9 protein-coding genes and 3 rRNA genes are annotated in these 17,904 nt (G+C 68.4%); 5 read left to right on the top strand and 7 right to left on the bottom strand.

Going from position 1 to position 17,904, the window contains the following annotated elements; all coding sequences use genetic code 11:
- Positions 1–49: 49 nt before the first annotated feature.
- From QUY26_RS24170 to mtnA, 4 genes are read right to left on the bottom strand one after another with little or no spacing between them, the layout of a single operon-like run.
- A complete protein-coding gene (locus QUY26_RS24170) occupies positions 50–1,915 on the bottom strand; it encodes an LpqB family beta-propeller domain-containing protein (protein ID WP_436840393.1) in 1,866 nt (621 codons plus the stop codon).
- Entirely contained in the window at positions 1,905–4,205 is a 2,301-nt protein-coding gene (gene mtrB, locus QUY26_RS24165) for an MtrAB system histidine kinase MtrB (protein WP_289950089.1), read from the bottom strand. The genes QUY26_RS24170 and mtrB overlap by 11 nt, the downstream gene beginning before the upstream one ends.
- Before the next feature lies 1 nt (position 4,206).
- A complete protein-coding gene (gene mtrA, locus QUY26_RS24160; protein WP_189176211.1) occupies positions 4,207–4,896 on the bottom strand; it encodes a two-component system response regulator MtrA in 690 nt (229 codons plus the stop codon).
- A gap of 4 nt (positions 4,897–4,900) precedes the next feature.
- Positions 4,901–6,085, bottom strand: a complete 1,185-nt coding sequence (gene mtnA / locus QUY26_RS24155) for an S-methyl-5-thioribose-1-phosphate isomerase (RefSeq protein WP_289950079.1) — start codon at positions 6,083–6,085, stop codon at positions 4,901–4,903.
- Positions 6,086–6,252: 167 nt separating this feature from the next.
- On the opposite strand from mtnA, the gene QUY26_RS24150 reads away from it, so the two are divergent.
- The 5 genes from QUY26_RS24150 (at position 6,253) to QUY26_RS24130 (ending at position 12,223) form a co-directional block, all read left to right on the top strand.
- On the top strand, positions 6,253–7,581 hold the full coding sequence (locus QUY26_RS24150; RefSeq protein WP_289950077.1) for a glycerophosphoryl diester phosphodiesterase membrane domain-containing protein: 1,329 nt from the start codon (positions 6,253–6,255) through the stop codon (positions 7,579–7,581).
- 133 nt (positions 7,582–7,714) lie between these two features.
- Positions 7,715–8,437, top strand: a complete 723-nt coding sequence (locus tag QUY26_RS24145; RefSeq protein ID WP_436840524.1) for a DUF4129 domain-containing protein — start codon at positions 7,715–7,717, stop codon at positions 8,435–8,437.
- A complete protein-coding gene (locus tag QUY26_RS24140) occupies positions 8,434–9,933 on the top strand; it encodes a DUF4350 domain-containing protein (protein ID WP_289950075.1) in 1,500 nt (499 codons plus the stop codon). The genes QUY26_RS24145 and QUY26_RS24140 overlap by 4 nt, the downstream gene beginning before the upstream one ends.
- Positions 9,933–10,913 (top strand): AAA family ATPase, encoded by a 981-nt coding sequence (locus QUY26_RS24135; RefSeq protein WP_380860589.1) that lies wholly within the window; start codon positions 9,933–9,935, stop codon positions 10,911–10,913. Before QUY26_RS24140 ends, QUY26_RS24135 begins: the two co-directional genes overlap by 1 nt.
- A complete protein-coding gene (locus QUY26_RS24130; protein ID WP_289950073.1) occupies positions 10,913–12,223 on the top strand; it encodes a DUF58 domain-containing protein in 1,311 nt (436 codons plus the stop codon). The genes QUY26_RS24135 and QUY26_RS24130 overlap by 1 nt, the downstream gene beginning before the upstream one ends.
- An 87-nt stretch (positions 12,224–12,310) precedes the next feature.
- Here the strand turns inward: QUY26_RS24130 and rrf are convergent.
- From rrf to QUY26_RS24115, 3 genes are all read right to left on the bottom strand, one after another.
- Positions 12,311–12,427 (bottom strand): 5S ribosomal RNA (gene rrf / locus QUY26_RS24125).
- A 94-nt stretch (positions 12,428–12,521) separates the two neighbouring features.
- Positions 12,522–15,646, bottom strand: a 23S ribosomal RNA gene (locus QUY26_RS24120).
- A gap of 309 nt (positions 15,647–15,955) precedes the next feature.
- A 16S ribosomal RNA gene (locus tag QUY26_RS24115) occupies positions 15,956–17,481 on the bottom strand.
- The 16S, 23S and 5S rRNA genes sit together here, the layout of an rRNA operon.
- Positions 17,482–17,904: the final 423 nt, after the last annotated feature.

Raw genomic sequence — 17,904 nt, 5'->3', positions numbered from 1 at the left:
CCCCGCGGCGGAGCCGACCACTGCCCCACCCGGGACGAAGCAGCCCGCCTCACCCCGGATAGACCGGTGCCGTCCCCTCCTTGACCACCGTCTGCCACTGCGCTCCGGACGGCAGCCGTACGATCCCGTCGTCCGAGTGAGCCACCAGCGGCTGCCGCTCGTCCTCCGACGCGGCGATCTCCTTCGCGCCGGTCAGACCGGGCAGCGTCGCCCCCGTGCGCGCGGACCCGTCGCACTGGACGTACCGCATCTGCTGCACACCGCCGGACTCGCGGCCGATCACCACGAGGCGGCTGCCGCCCGCCCAGGACATGGCGGTGACCTCCTCCATCTGCGGTGCCGCCTCCAGCAGTTCGACCACGGAGATGGCGGGCCGGCCGCCCTTGCCGTCCTCCCACTCGACGCGGCCGATCTGGAGCTTGGTCTCGCCGTTCTTCGCCACCAGGAGCGCGACCCGCACCCCGTCGGCCGCGACCCGCACCGCCTCGATGCGCCCGTTCAGATCGGGGACGTGGACCTGGACCGGCTCGCCGGTGCCCTCGGAGAGCCACAGCAGCCGTGGCCGCTTGCGGTCCCGGTCGGCCACCCACAGGTTGCCCCGCCCGTCCCAACTGGGCGTCGAAAGGCCGTCCTTCTCCGACTTGGCGCGGGAGCGCAGCTCCGGGCCGCCGAGCGTGGACTTCGACACCACCGACGTCGTGTACAGCCGCCGCCCGTCGGAGGACACACCTGCGGCGCGCTCCTCGTCGCGCGACACCGCCGCCGAGCGCAGCGGCTGCGCCCCGTCGCCGAACGGCCCGGTCACCGGCTCGGGCGCGGCGTTGCTGCCCGCGTTGCCGGGCATCCGCACCAGTCGCTGCTTCTCGTCGATGAAGTACTGGTACGCCAGGAGGTCCGCCGTGCGGTGCGGCGCGACGGTCTCGGCGCCGTTCTTGCTGAGGACGCACAGCTGCGAGCCGTTCTTGCGCTGCAGTTCCACCTGTTCCACGCCGGAGGAGGTCAGGTCCTGGAGCGTGAAGAGCAGTTGGGCGGCCATCTGCGTGCACTGGTCGTGCCCGAGCGTGTCGGCGCGCGCGTTCAGCGGCACGACCAGCCTGTTCTTGTCGTCGGGCGTCAGCGACTTGGTGCCGGACGCGAGCCGCGCGCCCATCGGGACCGCCGAACGGACCACCGGCCCGAGCCAGTTGGTGGGGCCGTCGAGCAGCGCCTTCACCGTCTCGGTCAGCGGGTCGATGCGCTGGCGTACGTAGATGGGGTCGGCGACGAGCCCCTGTTGGCCGCCGGGCCTGTCACGGGTCTTCACGTTCCCCGGGGGCGACGCGAAGTAGTACTTGTTGACGGCCTGGTAGTTCCGCTCGAAGTCGGACTCGCCGAGCACGACACCCACGGGCGGGACGTCGATGCGCCACACCATGCCGTTCGGGCCGCTCTGCTGGGTGAGGTGCACGGACTGCTTGTACGGCCTCGTGTCGGGCTTGTACGCGCGCTGCTCGTTGACGGTGGCGAGCCTGCGGCCGGTCAGCGAGTACGTGCGCTCGCCCTCGTTGTTGTTGCCCACGTTGTCCGCGACCGTGTTCGGGCCGTCGGCGAGCACCGTGGTGGAGCGCTCCGGGTGCCAGTTCTGGGACGCCTTCTTCGTCAGGTACTTCCGCGCGATGGCGAAGTCCGGGTCGTCGCTGGTCAGCGCCTCCAGGAAGCCCTGGACGATGTCGACCGCGCCCGCGTCCTCGGGCGGCGGCATGGCGTACACGCGCACCTGTGACTGCGAGTCGGGCCGCTGGGAGGCTTCGACCTTCTTCATGTTGCCCTCGTCGGGCATGGAGGCGCATCCGGCGATCAGCACCCCGCACGCGGCGAGCACCACTCCGGCGCGCAGCGGACGCGTGCGCCCCCGCAGTTGACCCTCAGCGCCCACGCGAGGCCTCCTCTTCCCTGCCCGCGACGGCGTCCGCTCCGGCGCGGACGTCGCTGTCCGCAGAAGCGTCCGCGCTGTTGGGGGTGTCACTGCTGTTGGGGGTGTCGCTGCTCATAGGGGTGTCACTGTCCGCGGCCACGTTCGCGCCGGCCGAGAGTTCACTGTCCTCTGCGGCGTCAGCGGCCCCTACGGAGGCTGTGCCTGTCACAGGGCCGACGCCCGTACGCGAATCGACGTCTCCGTAGGAGCCGTTTCCCACGCCCTCGTCGGGCTCCCCGCGCTCGCCGGGAACCCTCTCCGCGCCCGACTCCTCCCAGGCCTGCCGCGGGACGACCCGCGCCCCGTTGCCCGGCAGTGCCGTCGGGTCCACGTCCAGGGCGGCCGCACGGGCCAGCCTCGGCGCGATCGGCGCCTTCGCGGGCACGGGCGGGGGCACCCGGTCCGGGGGCGCCTGGTGGGGCACCGTGGCCCGCTTCGTGCCGTCCGCGCGGGGCTGCCCCGCGCCGTTGAGACGGCGGCGGGAGTCGTCGGGCTCCAGGGGTATCGGCGAGCCCCGCAGCGGCTCGTCGGCCGTGCGCGGCAGGGTGAGCCGGAACTGCGATCCGCCGCCCGGCTCGCCCCACGCCTGCAGCCACCCGCCGTGCAGCCGGGCGTCCTCCAGGGCGATGGAGAGCCCGAGGCCCGTACCACCGGTGGTACGCGCGCGGGCCGGGTCGGCCCGCCAGAAGCGGCTGAACACGCGTGTGGCCTCGCCGGGCTTGAGCCCGACTCCGTAGTCCCGCACCGCCACGGCGACGGCGCCGCCGGCGGCCGCGAGGCGGACCACCACGTCCTTGCCGTCGCCGTGCTCCACGGCGTTCACGACGAGGTTCCGCAGGACCCGCTCCACCCGTCGTGCGTCCGCCTCGGCGACGACCGGCAGCTGGTCGCCGACGACCCGTATGCGGGTGCCCTTGCGCTCCGCCAGCGGCTCGGCACCGCCCACCACGCGGCGTACGACTTCCCGCAGGTCTATCGGCTCGGCCTCCAGCGCCGCCGCGCCCGCGTCGAACCGGCTGATCTCGAGGAGGTCGGCGAGCAGGGACTCGAAGCGGTCGAGCTGGTCGGCGAGCAGTTCCGCGGAGCGGGCCGTCACCGGATCGAAGTCGACGCGCGCCTCATGGATGACGTCGGCGGCCATCCGCACGGTCGTCAGCGGCGTCCGCAGCTCGTGCGACACGTCGGAGACGAACCGCCGCTGCATCCGCGACAGCTCCTCCAGCTGCTGGATCTTGAGCTGGAGGTTCGACGCCATCTTGTTGAAGGCCTCGCCGAGGCGCGCGATGTCGTCCTCTCCGGTGACCTTCATGCGTTCCTGGAGGCGCCCCGCGGACAGCCGCTCGGCGATCCCGGCCGCCATCCGCACGGGCGTGACGACCTGGCGCACCACCAGCCAGGCGATGGCCCCGAGGAGCACCACCACGAAGAGACCGGCCGTGGCGAGCGTGCCGCGCACCAGGTTCATCGACTCCTCCTCCTGCGTCAGCGGGAAGAGGTAGTAGAGCTGGTACGAGTCGCCGTTGAGGTCGCTCAGCTGCTTGCCGATGACCAGGCCGGGCTGGGACTCGCGGTGGTCGATGAAGTCGATGCGCGTATTGCTCTGGTACGCGAGGGAGCCGCCGTCGACCCGGTCGCGCAGGTCCACGGGCACGCTCTGGATCGGGTCCACACCGCCGGAGGCGCGCGGCCCGCGCACGCTGCCGCTGTCGCTCGCGCTGGAGCTGAGCGTGACTACGTAGAAGGCGTTCTGGCCGCCGCTGGCGAGCTGCTCGACCAGCTCGGACAGCCACACGGCGGAGTTCTGCGCGGTGGGGCCGTCCGCGGCGTCGCCGCCCTGCCCAGTGGGCTGGTGGGCGGTGTTGGCCTGCTCCTGGGCGACCCGGAAGCCGCCGTCGGCCTGGCTCTGGGCCGCGTTCACCTTGGCCTTGAGCAGGCCGTTGCTGACCGAGCTCATGACGACGAAGCCGAGCAGCAGCACCACGCCCAGCGACATCAGGAGCGTCGTGACGACGACTTTCAGCTGGATGTTGCGCCGCCACAGCCGCATCATCGGCAGCAGCGGGCGGCGCACCCAGCGCGTGAAGAGCCGCAGCAGCGGGCTGCTGCCCTGCACCCCGCCCTGCAGCATCAGACCGCTGTCGACCAGCGCCCCGAACCTCGGGGCGCGTCGAGGCGGACTCGGCGGCCGCACAGTCCGCCCCGGCCGCGCTCCCGGTTCGCCGGGCGCCGGAGAGGAACTGTCCCGGGACACGTCAGCTCGGTCCGGCCTTGTAACCGACGCCACGCACGGTCACGACGATCTCCGGACGCTCCGGGTCGCGCTCGACCTTGGAGCGCAGCCGCTGCACATGCACATTCACCAGGCGGGTGTCGGCCGCGTGCCGGTAGCCCCAGACCTGCTCGAGGAGCACCTCGCGCGTGAACACCTGCCACGGCTTGCGGGCCAGCGCGACCAGCAGGTCGAACTCCAGCGGCGTCAGCGCGATCGACTGCCCGTCCCGCTTCACGGAGTGCCCGGCCACGTCGATGACCAGGTCACCGATGGCCAGCTGCTCCGGCGCGGGCTCCTCGGAGCGGCGCAGCCGCGCACGGATGCGCGCCACCAGCTCCTTGGGCTTGAACGGCTTGACGATGTAGTCATCGGCCCCGGACTCCAGGCCGACCACCACATCCACGGTGTCGCTCTTGGCCGTGAGCATGACGATGGGCACCCCGGACTCCGCCCTGATCAGACGGCACACCTCGATGCCGTCCCGTCCGGGCAGCATCAGGTCGAGAAGCACCAGATCGGGCTTGGCCTCCCGGAAAGCGGCCAGCGCCTTGTCGCCATCAGCTACGAACGACGGCTCAAAACCTTCACCACGCAGCACAATCCCGAGCATCTCGGCCAGTGCGGTGTCGTCGTCGACGACAAGGACTCGTCCCTTCATGCCTGACATCATCCCATTAGCTAATCGTTACCTGGCGTGACCTGGCACACAGCTCGGCGAGGCCCTCCGCTGTCACGGGTGAGACGACACCTTCCTCCGTGACGACGGCTGTCACCAACTCGGGCGGGGTGACATCGAACGCCGGGTTGTACGCCTGCGTCCCCAGTGGTGCCACCGAGATCCCCCCTCCCGCCTCGGCCCCGGCCATCGACACGAAGGGCACTGTGACCTCCGTCACCTCATGGCCGGCTCGCTGTTCCACCTCGATGGCGGCCCCGTCCGGGGTCTGCGGGTCCACGGTCGTCACCGGCGCCACCACGATGAACGGCACGTGGTGATAGCGGGCCAGCACCGCGAGCGGATAGCTCCCCACCTTGTTGGCCACCGAACCGTCGGCCGCGATCCGGTCGGCGCCGATCAGCACGGCGTCCACCTCGCCGGCCGCGAACAGCGAACCCGCGGCGTTGTCGGTCAGGAGGGTGTACGGCATGCCGTTGCGCGCCGCCTCGTACGCCGTCAGCCTGGCGCCCTGGAGCAGCGGCCGGGTCTCGTCGACCCACAGCCTGCGCAACCGCCCCTCACGGTGCGCGGCGAGCGCCACCGCGAAGGCCGTGCCCTCGCCTCCGGAGACCAGCGCCCCAGTGTTGCAGTGCGTGAGGACACGGTGGCCGCCGCCGGGCATCAGCTCATCGAGCAGCGCCAGGCCGTGCACCGCCATCCGCGCGCTGGCCTCGGCGTCCTCCGCGTGCACCGCCCGCGCCGCGGCGAGGACCGCCCCCGCCGCGCGCCGCTCGTCCGCGCCGTCGGCCAGGGCCTCGCGGTACGCCGTCTGGGCCCTGCGCGCCCCGTACGCCAGGTTGACCGCGGTGGGCCGCGCACCCGCGAGGGCGTCAGCGGCCTCGTCGACGTCGAAGCCGCGGGCCGCGGCCAGCGCGACGCCGTACGCACCCGTGATGCCGAGCAACGGCGCCCCGCGCACCGCCAGCGTCCGGATGGCCTGCACAAGGGCGGGCGGGTCCGTGCACACCAGCTCGCTCTCCTCACCCGGGAGCCGGGTCTGGTCGAGGAGGACGACGACGGGTCCCTCCGGTGGCTCGTCCCAGCGGATCGCGGGAATCCCTGGGGTCTGGGGGATCCCGGGGATCTCAGGGCCTTCGGACCGCCGCACTGCCTCGCCGGATTGCGCGTACTGATCAGCCATCCGCCCAGTCTGCCCGCTACCGGCCGGACAATAGAAGGTGTGCAGCCCATCCGGCCACGGCACTCGGCCTCCGCACCACCGCGCCCGACCCCGGGGCGACCGCCCCGTGGCACGATGGCTGCCAACCTGCCGCCGCGACCGCGGACGGGCACTGTGAAGGAGCGACGATGAACGACACTCCGGGCTGGGCTTCGCCCGGATCTGCCCCCTCCGACGGCCACGACCCCGGCAAGAAGGGGTCCGGCGAGCCCGAGGACCAGCCGAGCGGCCCGGGCTCGAAGTGGTCCAAGGAGCAGCCGCCGCCCGCCCAGTGGTCCGCGCCGAGCCCGCCGGCCCCCGACCAGAGCCCGCCACCACCCGCGCCTCCCGGCCAGGGCTGGGGCGGGGGTCCCGGCGGCCCGGGGGGCCCTGGCGGCTCCGGAGGGCCCGGCTGGGGCGCGGGCGGCCCCGGGGGTCCCGGCGGCCCCTACCGCGGCTGGGGCGCCTGGCAGGGCCCGCCGGCCGCCGCGAAGCCCGGCGTCATCCCGCTGCGCCCGCTGGCCGTCGGCGAGATCCTGGACGGCGCTGTCTCCACGATGCGTACGTACTGGCGCACGGTCCTCGGCATCTCGCTGACCATCGCCGTCGTCTCCGAGCTCTGCCTCGTCCTGCTCCAGGGCCTGGTCCTCAACGACAACCAGAACCTCGAGGCCCTGGACGACTCGAGCGCGACCACCGGAGAGGTGGTGCGGGCACTCCGTGACACGCTCCTCAGCTTCGGCGTCGTCATCGTCGTCATGCTGCTCGGCACGATCGTCGCCACGGCGCTGTTGACGATGGTCACGAGCCGCGCCGTCCTGGGCAAGTCGGTCACCACCGCCGAGGCCTGGCAGGATGCCCGCCCGCAACTGTGGAAGCTGCTCGGCCTGACGCTGCTCCTGCCGCTCATCGGCCTGGGCGTGGTCGCCGCAGGCACGGTGCCGGGGATCCTGGTCACCGTGGCCGGCGGGGGCGACGGAGGAATCGCCCTCATCTTCCTCGGCGGGCTCGCGGCGGGTGTCGTCGCCGTCTGGCTGATGGTCCGCTTCTCGCTCGCCTCTCCGGCGCTGATGCTGGAGAAGCAGGGTGTGAAGCAGGCGCTCCGCCGGTCCGCCAAGCTGGTGCGTCTCTCCTGGTGGCGGGTCTTCGGCATCAACCTGCTGGCCATGGTCATCACGAACGTCGTCGTGTCGATCATCGGCATCCCGTTCACCCTCGTCGCGGGCGCGGTCAGCGGCGACGGCGTGTCCGGCTTCCTGGACAGCAGCACGAGTGACGTCGGCTGGACGTTCCTGATCGTCAGCGGCATCGGGCAGGTGATCGGCTCCATGCTGACGTTCCCGATCACCGCCGGGGTCTCCGTGCTTCTCTACATCGACCAGCGCATCCGCCGCGAGGCCCTCGACCTCGAACTCGCCCGCGCCGCCGGTGTGCCGGGCCACGGCCCGAGCGACGCCCCCGGCACCCCGGGGAGCTGATGCGGTGACATCGGCGGGGGCGGTACTCGACGTGCTCGGCGCGGCCGTACGGCTGCCGCAGGCCTGCTTCGGCGCGGCCTCCGCCCGGCCCCGCTTCGGGTTCCGGGCGGCCGTCGTGCCGCCGGGGACCGGCGTGTCGGTGGCCGCGCCACCGTCCGGCGCCGGCACGGGGGTGACGCTGCCGCGTGGCGATGACAGCCCACCACTGACGATCCCGGGCCGCCCCGCGCGGGAGGCGGCCGAGCGCGAACTGTCCAAGTCGATGTACCACGAGAACGACCCCAGCCTCCTCCAGCGCGCCCTGAACCGCTTCTGGGGCTGGGTCGACGACCTGTTCGGCGCGGCGTCCGGCGCGGCGCCGGGCGGCGTGGTCGGTCTGGTCGTCATCGTGCTCGCGGTGGTGGCGGTCGCCGCGGCCCTCTGGTGGCGCCTCGGCACCCCCCGCCGCACCCCCACCACCTCTGCCGCGCTCTTCGACGACCGCCCCCGCAGCGCCGCGGAGCACCGCGCGGACGCCGAGGCGCACGCGGCCCAGGGCCACTGGAGCCAGGCCCTCCAGGAGCGGATGCGGGCGATCGTGCGCTCCCTGGAGGAACGCGCGCTCCTCGACCCGCGCCCCGGCCGCACCGCCGACGAGGCCGCCGCGGAGGCCGCCCGCCCCCTGCCCGGCCACGAGGACCGCCTGCACGCGGCGGCCCGGGACTTCGACGACGTGACGTACGGAGGCCGTACGGCCTCCGAAGCGGCGTACCACCGGCTCGCCGACCTGGACCGCGACCTGGAGCGCGCCAAGCCGCTCCTCACCACCGCGTCCCACGCCCCGTCCGACAGCGCCTCCTGGGGAGCGATCCGATGACGGACTCCCCCGACACCCCGCCCAGGGCGACGCCTCCCACGCACCGCACCCCTCCCGCACACCCCACCGGCATCCCCGGCACCCCGGGCACCCCCGACGCCCCCGGCACCCCCAGCGTCTCCACCGCACTCGCCGACGCCCCCACACCGCCCTCCGACGGACCGCCCCCTGCCGACGGCAGGCCCGGCACCCCGTCGACGTCGACGGCCCCTACGCCCCGTCAGCTCTGGACCCGCACCCGCGGCATCGTCCTCGCCGCCGTGATCCTCCTGGCGACCGCCGTCGCCATCGCGGCCGTCCGCTCCGGCACCGAGCACGGCAGCCTCGACCCGCGCTCCGCCGACCCCTACGGCAGCCGCGCCGTCGCCGAACTCCTCGCCGACCGGGGCGTGTCCACGCGCGTCGTCACCACCACCGCCGAGGCACGGGCCGCCGCGGGCCCCGACACCACCCTCCTGGTGGCCAACCCGGACCTGCTCACCGACCGCCAGCAGTCCCGGCTGCACGACGCCACCGAGGGCTCCGGCGGCCGCACCGTCCTGGTCGCCCCCGGCAGCCCGTCGGTGTCGAAGCTCGCCCCCGGGGTCACCGCGGACGCCGCCCCCAGCGACGACTCGACGCTGTCCCCGGACTGCGACCTGCCCACGGCCCGCCGCGCCGGCCCCGCGGACGTGGGCGGCATCCGCTACGACTCGCTCGCCCCCGGCGCCGAGGCCTGCTACGTCTCCGACGGCCTGCCCAGCCTCCTCGTCCTCCCCGCGACATCCGCGAAGGACGGCTCTCCGGAGACCGCCAACGCCCCGGAGGACACCCCGAAGCAAGCAGAGGGAGCACAGGAAGCCCAGGACGCGCCGGAAGCACCCGAGGGCGCCGCGCGGAACACCCCGGAGAAGTCCCCGGCGCGCGGCGACACGGTCGTCCTCGGCGCCCCCGACATCCTCCACAACGACCGCCTCGACAAGCACGGCAACGCCTCGCTCGCCCTGCAACTGCTCGGTTCGCGTCCCCACTTGGTCTGGTACCTCCCCTCGCTCTCCGACGACGCCGTCGACGAGACAGCCGACGACAGCTTCTTCGACCTGATCCCCTCCGGCTGGTTCTGGGGCACGCTGCAACTCACCCTCGCCGCCGCCCTCGCGGCCCTCTGGCGCGGCCGCCGCCTCGGCCCTCTCGTCCCCGAGAAACTCCCCGTCGCGATCCGCGCCTCGGAGACCGCCGAGGGCCGCGCCCGCCTCTACCGCAAGGCCGACGCCCGCGACCGCGCCGCCGCGGCCCTCCGCTCGGCCACCCGCACCCGACTCGCCCCCCTCGTCGGCGTCCCCACCGCCCGGGCCCACACACCCGAAGCGCTCCTGCCCGCCCTGACCAGCCGTCTCCGCACGCCCGGCCGGGACCTGCTCCCCCTCCTCTTCGGCTCGCCCCCCGGCGACGACGCAGGGCTCATCGCCCTCGCCGACCAACTCGACGCCCTCGAAAGTGAGGTTCGTACTTCATGATGGACCCGACCACTGACAACGCCGCGAGCTCCGGCGGCGCCCGCTCCTCCCTGGAGTCCCTGCGCACGGAGATCTCCAAGGCCGTGGTCGGCCAGGACCCCGCCGTCACCGGCCTCGTCGTGGCCCTGCTCTGCCGCGGCCACGTCCTGCTCGAAGGCGTCCCGGGCGTCGCGAAGACCCTGCTCGTACGTGCCCTCGCCGCCTCCCTCGAACTCGACACCAAGCGCGTCCAGTTCACCCCCGACCTGATGCCCAGCGACGTCACGGGCTCCCTCGTCTACGACGCCCGCACCACCGAGTTCTCCTTCCAGCCGGGCCCGGTCTTCACCAATCTCCTCCTCGCCGACGAGATCAACCGCACCCCGCCCAAGACCCAGTCGTCCCTCCTCGAGGCGATGGAGGAGCGCCAGGTCACGGTCGACGGCACCCCGCGCCCCCTCCCCGAGCCGTTCCTCGTCGCCGCCACCCAGAACCCGGTCGAGTACGAAGGCACGTACCCCCTCCCCGAGGCCCAGCTGGACCGTTTCCTCTTGAAGCTGACGGTCCCCCTGCCCACCCGCCAGGACGAGATCGCCGTCCTCACGCGGCACGCGGAAGGCTTCAACCCACGCGACCTGCGCGCCGCCGGCGTACGCCCCGTAGCGGGCCCCGACGACCTGGAAGCGGCCCGCGCTGCCGTCGCGAAGACCGCTGTCTCTCCCGAAATCACCGCCTACGTAGTCGACATCTGCCGCGCCACCCGCGAATCGCCGTCCCTCACGCTGGGCGTGTCCCCGCGCGGCGCCACGGCTCTGCTGTCCACGGCCCGCGCGTGGGCCTGGCTGACGGGCCGCGACTACGTCATCCCCGACGACGTGAAGGCCCTCGCCCTGCCCGCGCTGCGCCACCGCGTCCAGCTGCGTCCCGAGGCCGAGATGGAGGGCGTGACGGCCGACTCCGTCATCAACGCGATCCTCGCCCACGTCCCGGTGCCCCGCTGATGCCCCTGACCGGCCGCACCGCGCTCCTGGCGGCGCTGGGCTCCCTCCCCGTAGGCCTCGTGGAGCCCAGCTGGACCGGCATCCTCGCGGTCAACGGCCCCCTGGCCCTGGCCTGCGCCTGCGATTTCGCCCTGGCCGCTCCCGTACGCCGTCTCGTCCTGGCCCGCTCCGGCGACTCTTCCGTACGCCTCGGCGAGCCCGCCGACGTCCAACTGACCGTCACCAACCCCACGAACCGCCGTCTGCGCGCCGAGGTCCGCGATGCCTGGCCACCCAGCAGCTGGCAGCCGGGCACCGAGGTCACCGCGTCCAGGAACCCCCTGGACGTCCCGCCCGGCGAACGCCGCCGCATCACGACCCGGCTGCGCCCGACCCGCCGCGGCGACCACCACGCCGACCGCGTCACGATCCGTTCGAGGGGCCCGCTGGGCTTGTTCTCCCGCCAGGGCAGCCATCGCGTGCCGTGGACGCTCCGTGTCCTGCCGCCGTTCGCCAGCCGCAAGCACCTGCCGTCCAAATTGGCCCGGCTGCGCGAACTCGACGGCCGCACCAGTGTGCTGATCCGCGGTCAGGGCACGGAGTTCGACAGCCTCCGCGAATACGTCCCCGGCGACGACACCCGCTCCATCGACTGGCGCGCCACGGCACGGCAGTCCTCGGTGGCCGTCCGCACCTGGCGGCCCGAGCGGGACCGCCACATCCTGCTGGTCCTCGACACCGGCCGCACCTCCGCGGGCCGCGTCGGCGACGCCCCGCGTCTCGACGCGTCGATGGACGCCGCTCTCCTCCTGGCCGCCCTGGCCTCCCGCGCGGGCGACCGCGTGGATCTCCTCGCCTACGACCGCCGGGTACGCGCCCTGGTCCAGGGCAAGGCCGCGGGCGATGTCCTGCCGTCCCTGGTCAGCGCCCTGGCCACTCTCGAACCCGAACTCGTGGAGACGGACGCCCGCGGCCTCACCGCCACAGCGCTGCGCACCGCCCCTCGAAGCTCTTTGATCGTTCTTCTCACGAATCTCGAAGCGGCCCCCATCGAGGAGGGCCTGTTGCCGGTACTCTCCCGACTCACGCAGCGCCACACGGTGCTGGTCGCCTCGGTCGCCGACCCGCACATCACCCACATGGCGAAGGCCCGGGGCACGACGGAAGCGGTGTACGCCGCCGCGGCCGGCGCGCAGGCCCAGGCGGAACGCCAACGCACCGCGGAACAACTCATCCGCCATGGCGTCACGGTCGTGGACGCGACTCCTGACAATTTGGCCCCTGCTCTGGCCGACGCCTACTTGTCCCTGAAGGCAGCGGGCCGCCTGTAGAACAACGGGCGGCCCGCGCCTCACCGGAACGCAAAAAAGCCGTATCCCCCGAGTCGAAACTCGGGGGATACGGCGTTATCAAATTTAGTTCGGCGGCGTCCTACTCTCCCACAGGGTCCCCCCTGCAGTACCATCGGCGCTGTAAGGCTTAGCTTCCGGGTTCGGAATGTAACCGGGCGTTTCCCTCACGCTATGACCACCGAAACACTATGAAACTTTTCAAACGACCGCACCACACCATCACCATGGCATGGGGTTGTTCGTGGTTTCAGAACCAACACAGTGGACGCGAGCAACTGAGGACAAGCCCTCGGCCTATTAGTACCAGTCAACTCCACCCCTCACAGGGCTTCCATATCTGGCCTATCAACCCAGTCGTCTACTGGGAGCCTTAACCCCTCAAAGGAGGTGGGAGTCCTCATCTCGAAGCAGGCTTCCCGCTTAGATGCTTTCAGCGGTTATCCTTTCCGAACGTAGCCAACCAGCCATGCCCTTGGCAGAACAACTGGCACACCAGAGGTTCGTCCGTCCCGGTCCTCTCGTACTAGGGACAGCCCTTCTCAAGACTCCTACGCGCACAGCGGATAGGGACCGAACTGTCTCACGACGTTCTAAACCCAGCTCGCGTACCGCTTTAATGGGCGAACAGCCCAACCCTTGGGACCGACTCCAGCCCCAGGATGCGACGAGCCGACATCGAGGTGCCAAACCATCCCGTCGATATGGACTCTTGGGGAAGATCAGCCTGTTATCCCCGGGGTACCTTTTATCCGTTGAGCGACGGCGCTTCCACAAGCCACCGCCGGATCACTAGTCCCGACTTTCGTCCCTGCTCGACCCGTCAGTCTCACAGTCAAGCTCCCTTGTGCACTTACACTCAACACCTGATTACCAACCAGGCTGAGGGAACCTTTGGGCGCCTCCGTTACCCTTTGGGAGGCAACCGCCCCAGTTAAACTACCCATCAGACACTGTCCCTGATCCGGATCACGGACCCAGGTTAGACATCCAGCACGACCAGAGTGGTATTTCAACGACGACTCCACGAACACTGGCGTGCCCGCTTCACAGTCTCCCACCTATCCTACACAAGCCGAACCGAACACCAATATCAAACTGTAGTAAAGGTCCCGGGGTCTTTCCGTCCTGCTGCGCGAAACGAGCATCTTTACTCGTAGTGCAATTTCACCGGGCCTATGGTTGAGACAGTCGAGAAGTCGTTACGCCATTCGTGCAGGTCGGAACTTACCCGACAAGGAATTTCGCTACCTTAGGATGGTTATAGTTACCACCGCCGTTTACTGGCGCTTAAGTTCTCAGCTTCGCCACCCCGAAGAGTGACTAACCGGTCCCCTTAACGTTCCAGCACCGGGCAGGCGTCAGTCCGTATACATCGCCTTACGGCTTCGCACGGACCTGTGTTTTTAGTAAACAGTCGCTTCTCGCTGGTCTCTGCGGCCACCCCCAGCTCAGACAGCAAGTGTCATCACCAGAAATGGCCCCCCTTCTCCCGAAGTTACGGGGGCATTTTGCCGAGTTCCTTAACCATAGTTCACCCGAACGCCTCGGTATTCTCTACCTGACCACCTGAGTCGGTTTAGGGTACGGGCCGCCATGAAACTCGCTAGAGGCTTTTCTCGACAGCATAGGATCATCCACTTCACCACAATCGGCTCGGCATCAGGTCTCACCCACAAGAACGACGGATTTGCCTATCGCTCGGGCTACACCCTTACCCCGGGACAACCACCGCCCGGGCTGGACTACCTTCCTGCGTCACCCCATCACTCACCTACTACCAGATCGGGTCAGCGGCTCCACCACTCCCCTTCGCCCGAAGAGCTCCAGGGCGGCTTCACGGCCTTAGCATCACTGGATTCGATGTTTGACGCTTCACAGCGGGTACCGGAATATCAACCGGTTATCCATCGACTACGCCTGTCGGCCTCGCCTTAGGTCCCGACTTACCCTGGGCAGATCAGCTTGACCCAGGAACCCTTAGTCAATCGGCGCACACGTTTCTCACGTATGTATCGCTACTCATGCCTGCATTCTCACTCGTGAACCGTCCACCACTCGCTTACGCGGCAGCTTCACCCGGCACACGACGCTCCCCTACCCAACCCAGCGGGCGTTGGCCCTCATGCTGGATTGACACGACTTCGGCGGTACGCTTGAGCCCCGCTACATTGTCGGCGCGGAATCACTAGACCAGTGAGCTATTACGCACTCTTTCAAGGGTGGCTGCTTCTAAGCCAACCTCCTGGTTGTCTCTGCGACTCCACATCCTTTCCCACTTAGCGTACGCTTAGGGGCCTTAGTCGATGCTCTGGGCTGTTTCCCTCTCGACCATGGAGCTTATCCCCCACAGTCTCACTGCCGCGCTCTCACTTACCGGCATTCGGAGTTTGGCTAAGGTCAGTAACCCGGTAGGGCCCATCGCCTATCCAGTGCTCTACCTCCGGCAAGAAACACACGACGCTGCACCTAAATGCATTTCGGGGAGAACCAGCTATCACGGAGTTTGATTGGCCTTTCACCCCTAACCACAGGTCATCCCCCAGGTTTTCAACCCTGGTGGGTTCGGCCCTCCACGAAGTCTTACCTCCGCTTCAGCCTGCCCATGGCTAGATCACTCCGCTTCGGGTCTTGAGCGCGCTACTAAACCGCCCTATTCGGACTCGCTTTCGCTACGGCTTCCCCACACGGGTTAACCTCGCAACACACCGCAAACTCGCAGGCTCATTCTTCAAAAGGCACGCAGTCACGACGCACAGGAACAAGTTCCCCGCGCGACGCTCCCACGGCTTGTAGGCACACGGTTTCAGGTACTATTTCACTCCGCTCCCGCGGTACTTTTCACCATTCCCTCACGGTACTATCCGCTATCGGTCACCAGGGAATATTTAGGCTTAACGGGTGGTCCCGCCAGATTCACACGGGATTTCTCGGGCCCCGTGCTACTTGGGTGTCTCTCAAACGAGCCGCTGACGTTTCGACTACGGGGGTCTTACCCTCTACGCCGGACCTTTCGCATGTCCTTCGCCTACATCAACGGTTTCTGACTCGTCCTGTCGCCGGCAGACAACAGAAGAGAGATCCCACAACCCCGTATACGCAACCCCTGCCGGGTCTCACACGCATACGGTTTGGCCTCATCCAGTTTCGCTCGCCACTACTCCCGGAATCACGGTTGTTTTCTCTTCCTGCGGGTACTGAGATGTTTCACTTCCCCGCGTTCCCTCCACACTGCCTATGTGTTCAGCAGCGGGTGACAGCCCATGACGACTGCCGGGTTTCCCCATTCGGAAACCCCCGGATCAAAGCCTGGTTGACGACTCCCCGGGGACTATCGTGGCCTCCCACGTCCTTCATCGGTTCCTGGTGCCAAGGCATCCACCGTGCGCCCTTAAAAACTTGGCCACAGATGCTCGCGTCCACTGTGCAGTTCTCAAACAACGACCAACCACCCATCACAGCCCGCCGAAACGAACCTTCACTGGGGTCGGCATTGAGGTCAGGAACAAGTCCGTACCCTCAGACACCCAACAGCGTGCCCGACCTCGTCCCGCCCGGAGATCATGCTTTCCACGCCCCGAAGAGCAGTACTCACAGCCTCCGACCCGTGAACCAGGCCGAGTAGTCAACGTTCCACCCATGAGCAACCAGCATCAGACATTCGCTGATGTACTGGCCTCTGACCGAGCGAACTCGGTAAGAAGTGCTCCTTAGAAAGGAGGTGATCCAGCCGCACCTTCCGGTACGGCTACCTTGTTACGACTTCGTCCCAATCGCCAGTCCCACCTTCGACAGCTCCCTCCCACAAGGGGTTGGGCCACCGGCTTCGGGTGTTACCGACTTTCGTGACGTGACGGGCGGTGTGTACAAGGCCCGGGAACGTATTCACCGCAGCAATGCTGATCTGCGATTACTAGCGACTCCGACTTCATGGGGTCGAGTTGCAGACCCCAATCCGAACTGAGACCGGCTTTTTGAGATTCGCTCCACCTCGCGGTATCGCAGCTCATTGTACCGGCCATTGTAGCACGTGTGCAGCCCAAGACATAAGGGGCATGATGACTTGACGTCGTCCCCACCTTCCTCCGAGTTGACCCCGGCGGTCTCCCGTGAGTCCCCAACACCCCGAAGGGCTTGCTGGCAACACGGGACAAGGGTTGCGCTCGTTGCGGGACTTAACCCAACATCTCACGACACGAGCTGACGACAGCCATGCACCACCTGTACACCGACCACAAGGGGGCGACCATCTCTGGCCGTTTCCGGTGTATGTCAAGCCTTGGTAAGGTTCTTCGCGTTGCGTCGAATTAAGCCACATGCTCCGCCGCTTGTGCGGGCCCCCGTCAATTCCTTTGAGTTTTAGCCTTGCGGCCGTACTCCCCAGGCGGGGCACTTAATGCGTTAGCTGCGGCACGGACAACGTGGAATGTTGCCCACACCTAGTGCCCACCGTTTACGGCGTGGACTACCAGGGTATCTAATCCTGTTCGCTCCCCACGCTTTCGCTCCTCAGCGTCAGTATCGGCCCAGAGATCCGCCTTCGCCACCGGTGTTCCTCCTGATATCTGCGCATTTCACCGCTACACCAGGAATTCCGATCTCCCCTACCGAACTCTAGCCTGCCCGTATCGACTGCAGACCCGGGGTTAAGCCCCGGGCTTTCACAACCGACGTGACAAGCCGCCTACGAGCTCTTTACGCCCAATAATTCCGGACAACGCTTGCGCCCTACGTATTACCGCGGCTGCTGGCACGTAGTTAGCCGGCGCTTCTTCTGCAGGTACCGTCACTTGCGCTTCTTCCCTGCTGAAAGAGGTTTACAACCCGAAGGCCGTCATCCCTCACGCGGCGTCGCTGCATCAGGCTTTCGCCCATTGTGCAATATTCCCCACTGCTGCCTCCCGTAGGAGTCTGGGCCGTGTCTCAGTCCCAGTGTGGCCGGTCGCCCTCTCAGGCCGGCTACCCGTCGTCGCCTTGGTGAGCCACTACCTCACCAACAAGCTGATAGGCCGCGGGCTCATCCTGCACCGCCGGAGCTTTCAACCCCCTCCCATGCGAGAGAAGGTGTTATCCGGTATTAGACCCCGTTTCCAGGGCTTGTCCCAGAGTGCAGGGCAGATTGCCCACGTGTTACTCACCCGTTCGCCACTAATCCACCCCGAAGGGCTTCATCGTTCGACTTGCATGTGTTAAGCACGCCGCCAGCGTTCGTCCTGAGCCAGGATCAAACTCTCCGTGAATGCTTCCGGGATATCCCGGCGACACACACGAGAGCGGAACCAGGAGAGGAATAATCCCCCGGTTCACAGCGTCCTCGCTGTGCGCCTGCACGGACCATGCCGTACAGGACTTTTTCAAAGGAACCTCGCCACCGGACTGACGTCCAGTAGACGGGGTATCAACATATCTGGCGTTGACTTTTGGCACGCTGTTGAGTTCTCAAGGAACGGACGCTTCCTTCGTACTCACCCTCGCGGGCTTTCCTCCGGGCGCTTCCCTTCGGTGTTTCTTTTGTTCTTGCGTTTCCGACTCTATCAGATCTTTCCGGCTTCCCGTTCCGACCCGATTTCCTCGGTGCTTTCCAGGTATTCGCTTTCGCGTTTCCCTTTCCGGCGGATCCGACTTTATCAGAAGTTTTCGGCCGGTCTGACCGGCTCAGCTTT

It is taken from the genome of Streptomyces flavofungini (assembly GCF_030388665.1).
GTDB classification, from domain to species: Bacteria; Actinomycetota; Actinomycetes; order Streptomycetales; family Streptomycetaceae; genus Streptomyces; species Streptomyces flavofungini_A.
The sequence above is the reverse complement of the archived record's forward strand: the minus strand, read 5'-3'. Positions and strand labels throughout refer to the sequence as shown.

Coding starts and splice junctions, on each gene's coding strand:
- QUY26_RS24140 (WP_289950075.1), top strand. CDS start 8,434: ATGACGGACTCCCCCGACACCCCGCCCAGGGCGACGCCTCCCACGCAC.
- QUY26_RS24130 (WP_289950073.1), top strand. CDS start 10,913: ATGCCCCTGACCGGCCGCACCGCGCTCCTGGCGGCGCTGGGCTCCCTC.
- mtnA (WP_289950079.1), bottom strand. CDS start 6,085: ATGGCTGATCAGTACGCGCAATCCGGCGAGGCAGTGCGGCGGTCCGAA.
- mtrA (WP_189176211.1), bottom strand. CDS start 4,896: ATGATGTCAGGCATGAAGGGACGAGTCCTTGTCGTCGACGACGACACC.
- QUY26_RS24150 (WP_289950077.1), top strand. CDS start 6,253: ATGAACGACACTCCGGGCTGGGCTTCGCCCGGATCTGCCCCCTCCGAC.
- QUY26_RS24135 (WP_380860589.1), top strand. CDS start 9,933: ATGGACCCGACCACTGACAACGCCGCGAGCTCCGGCGGCGCCCGCTCC.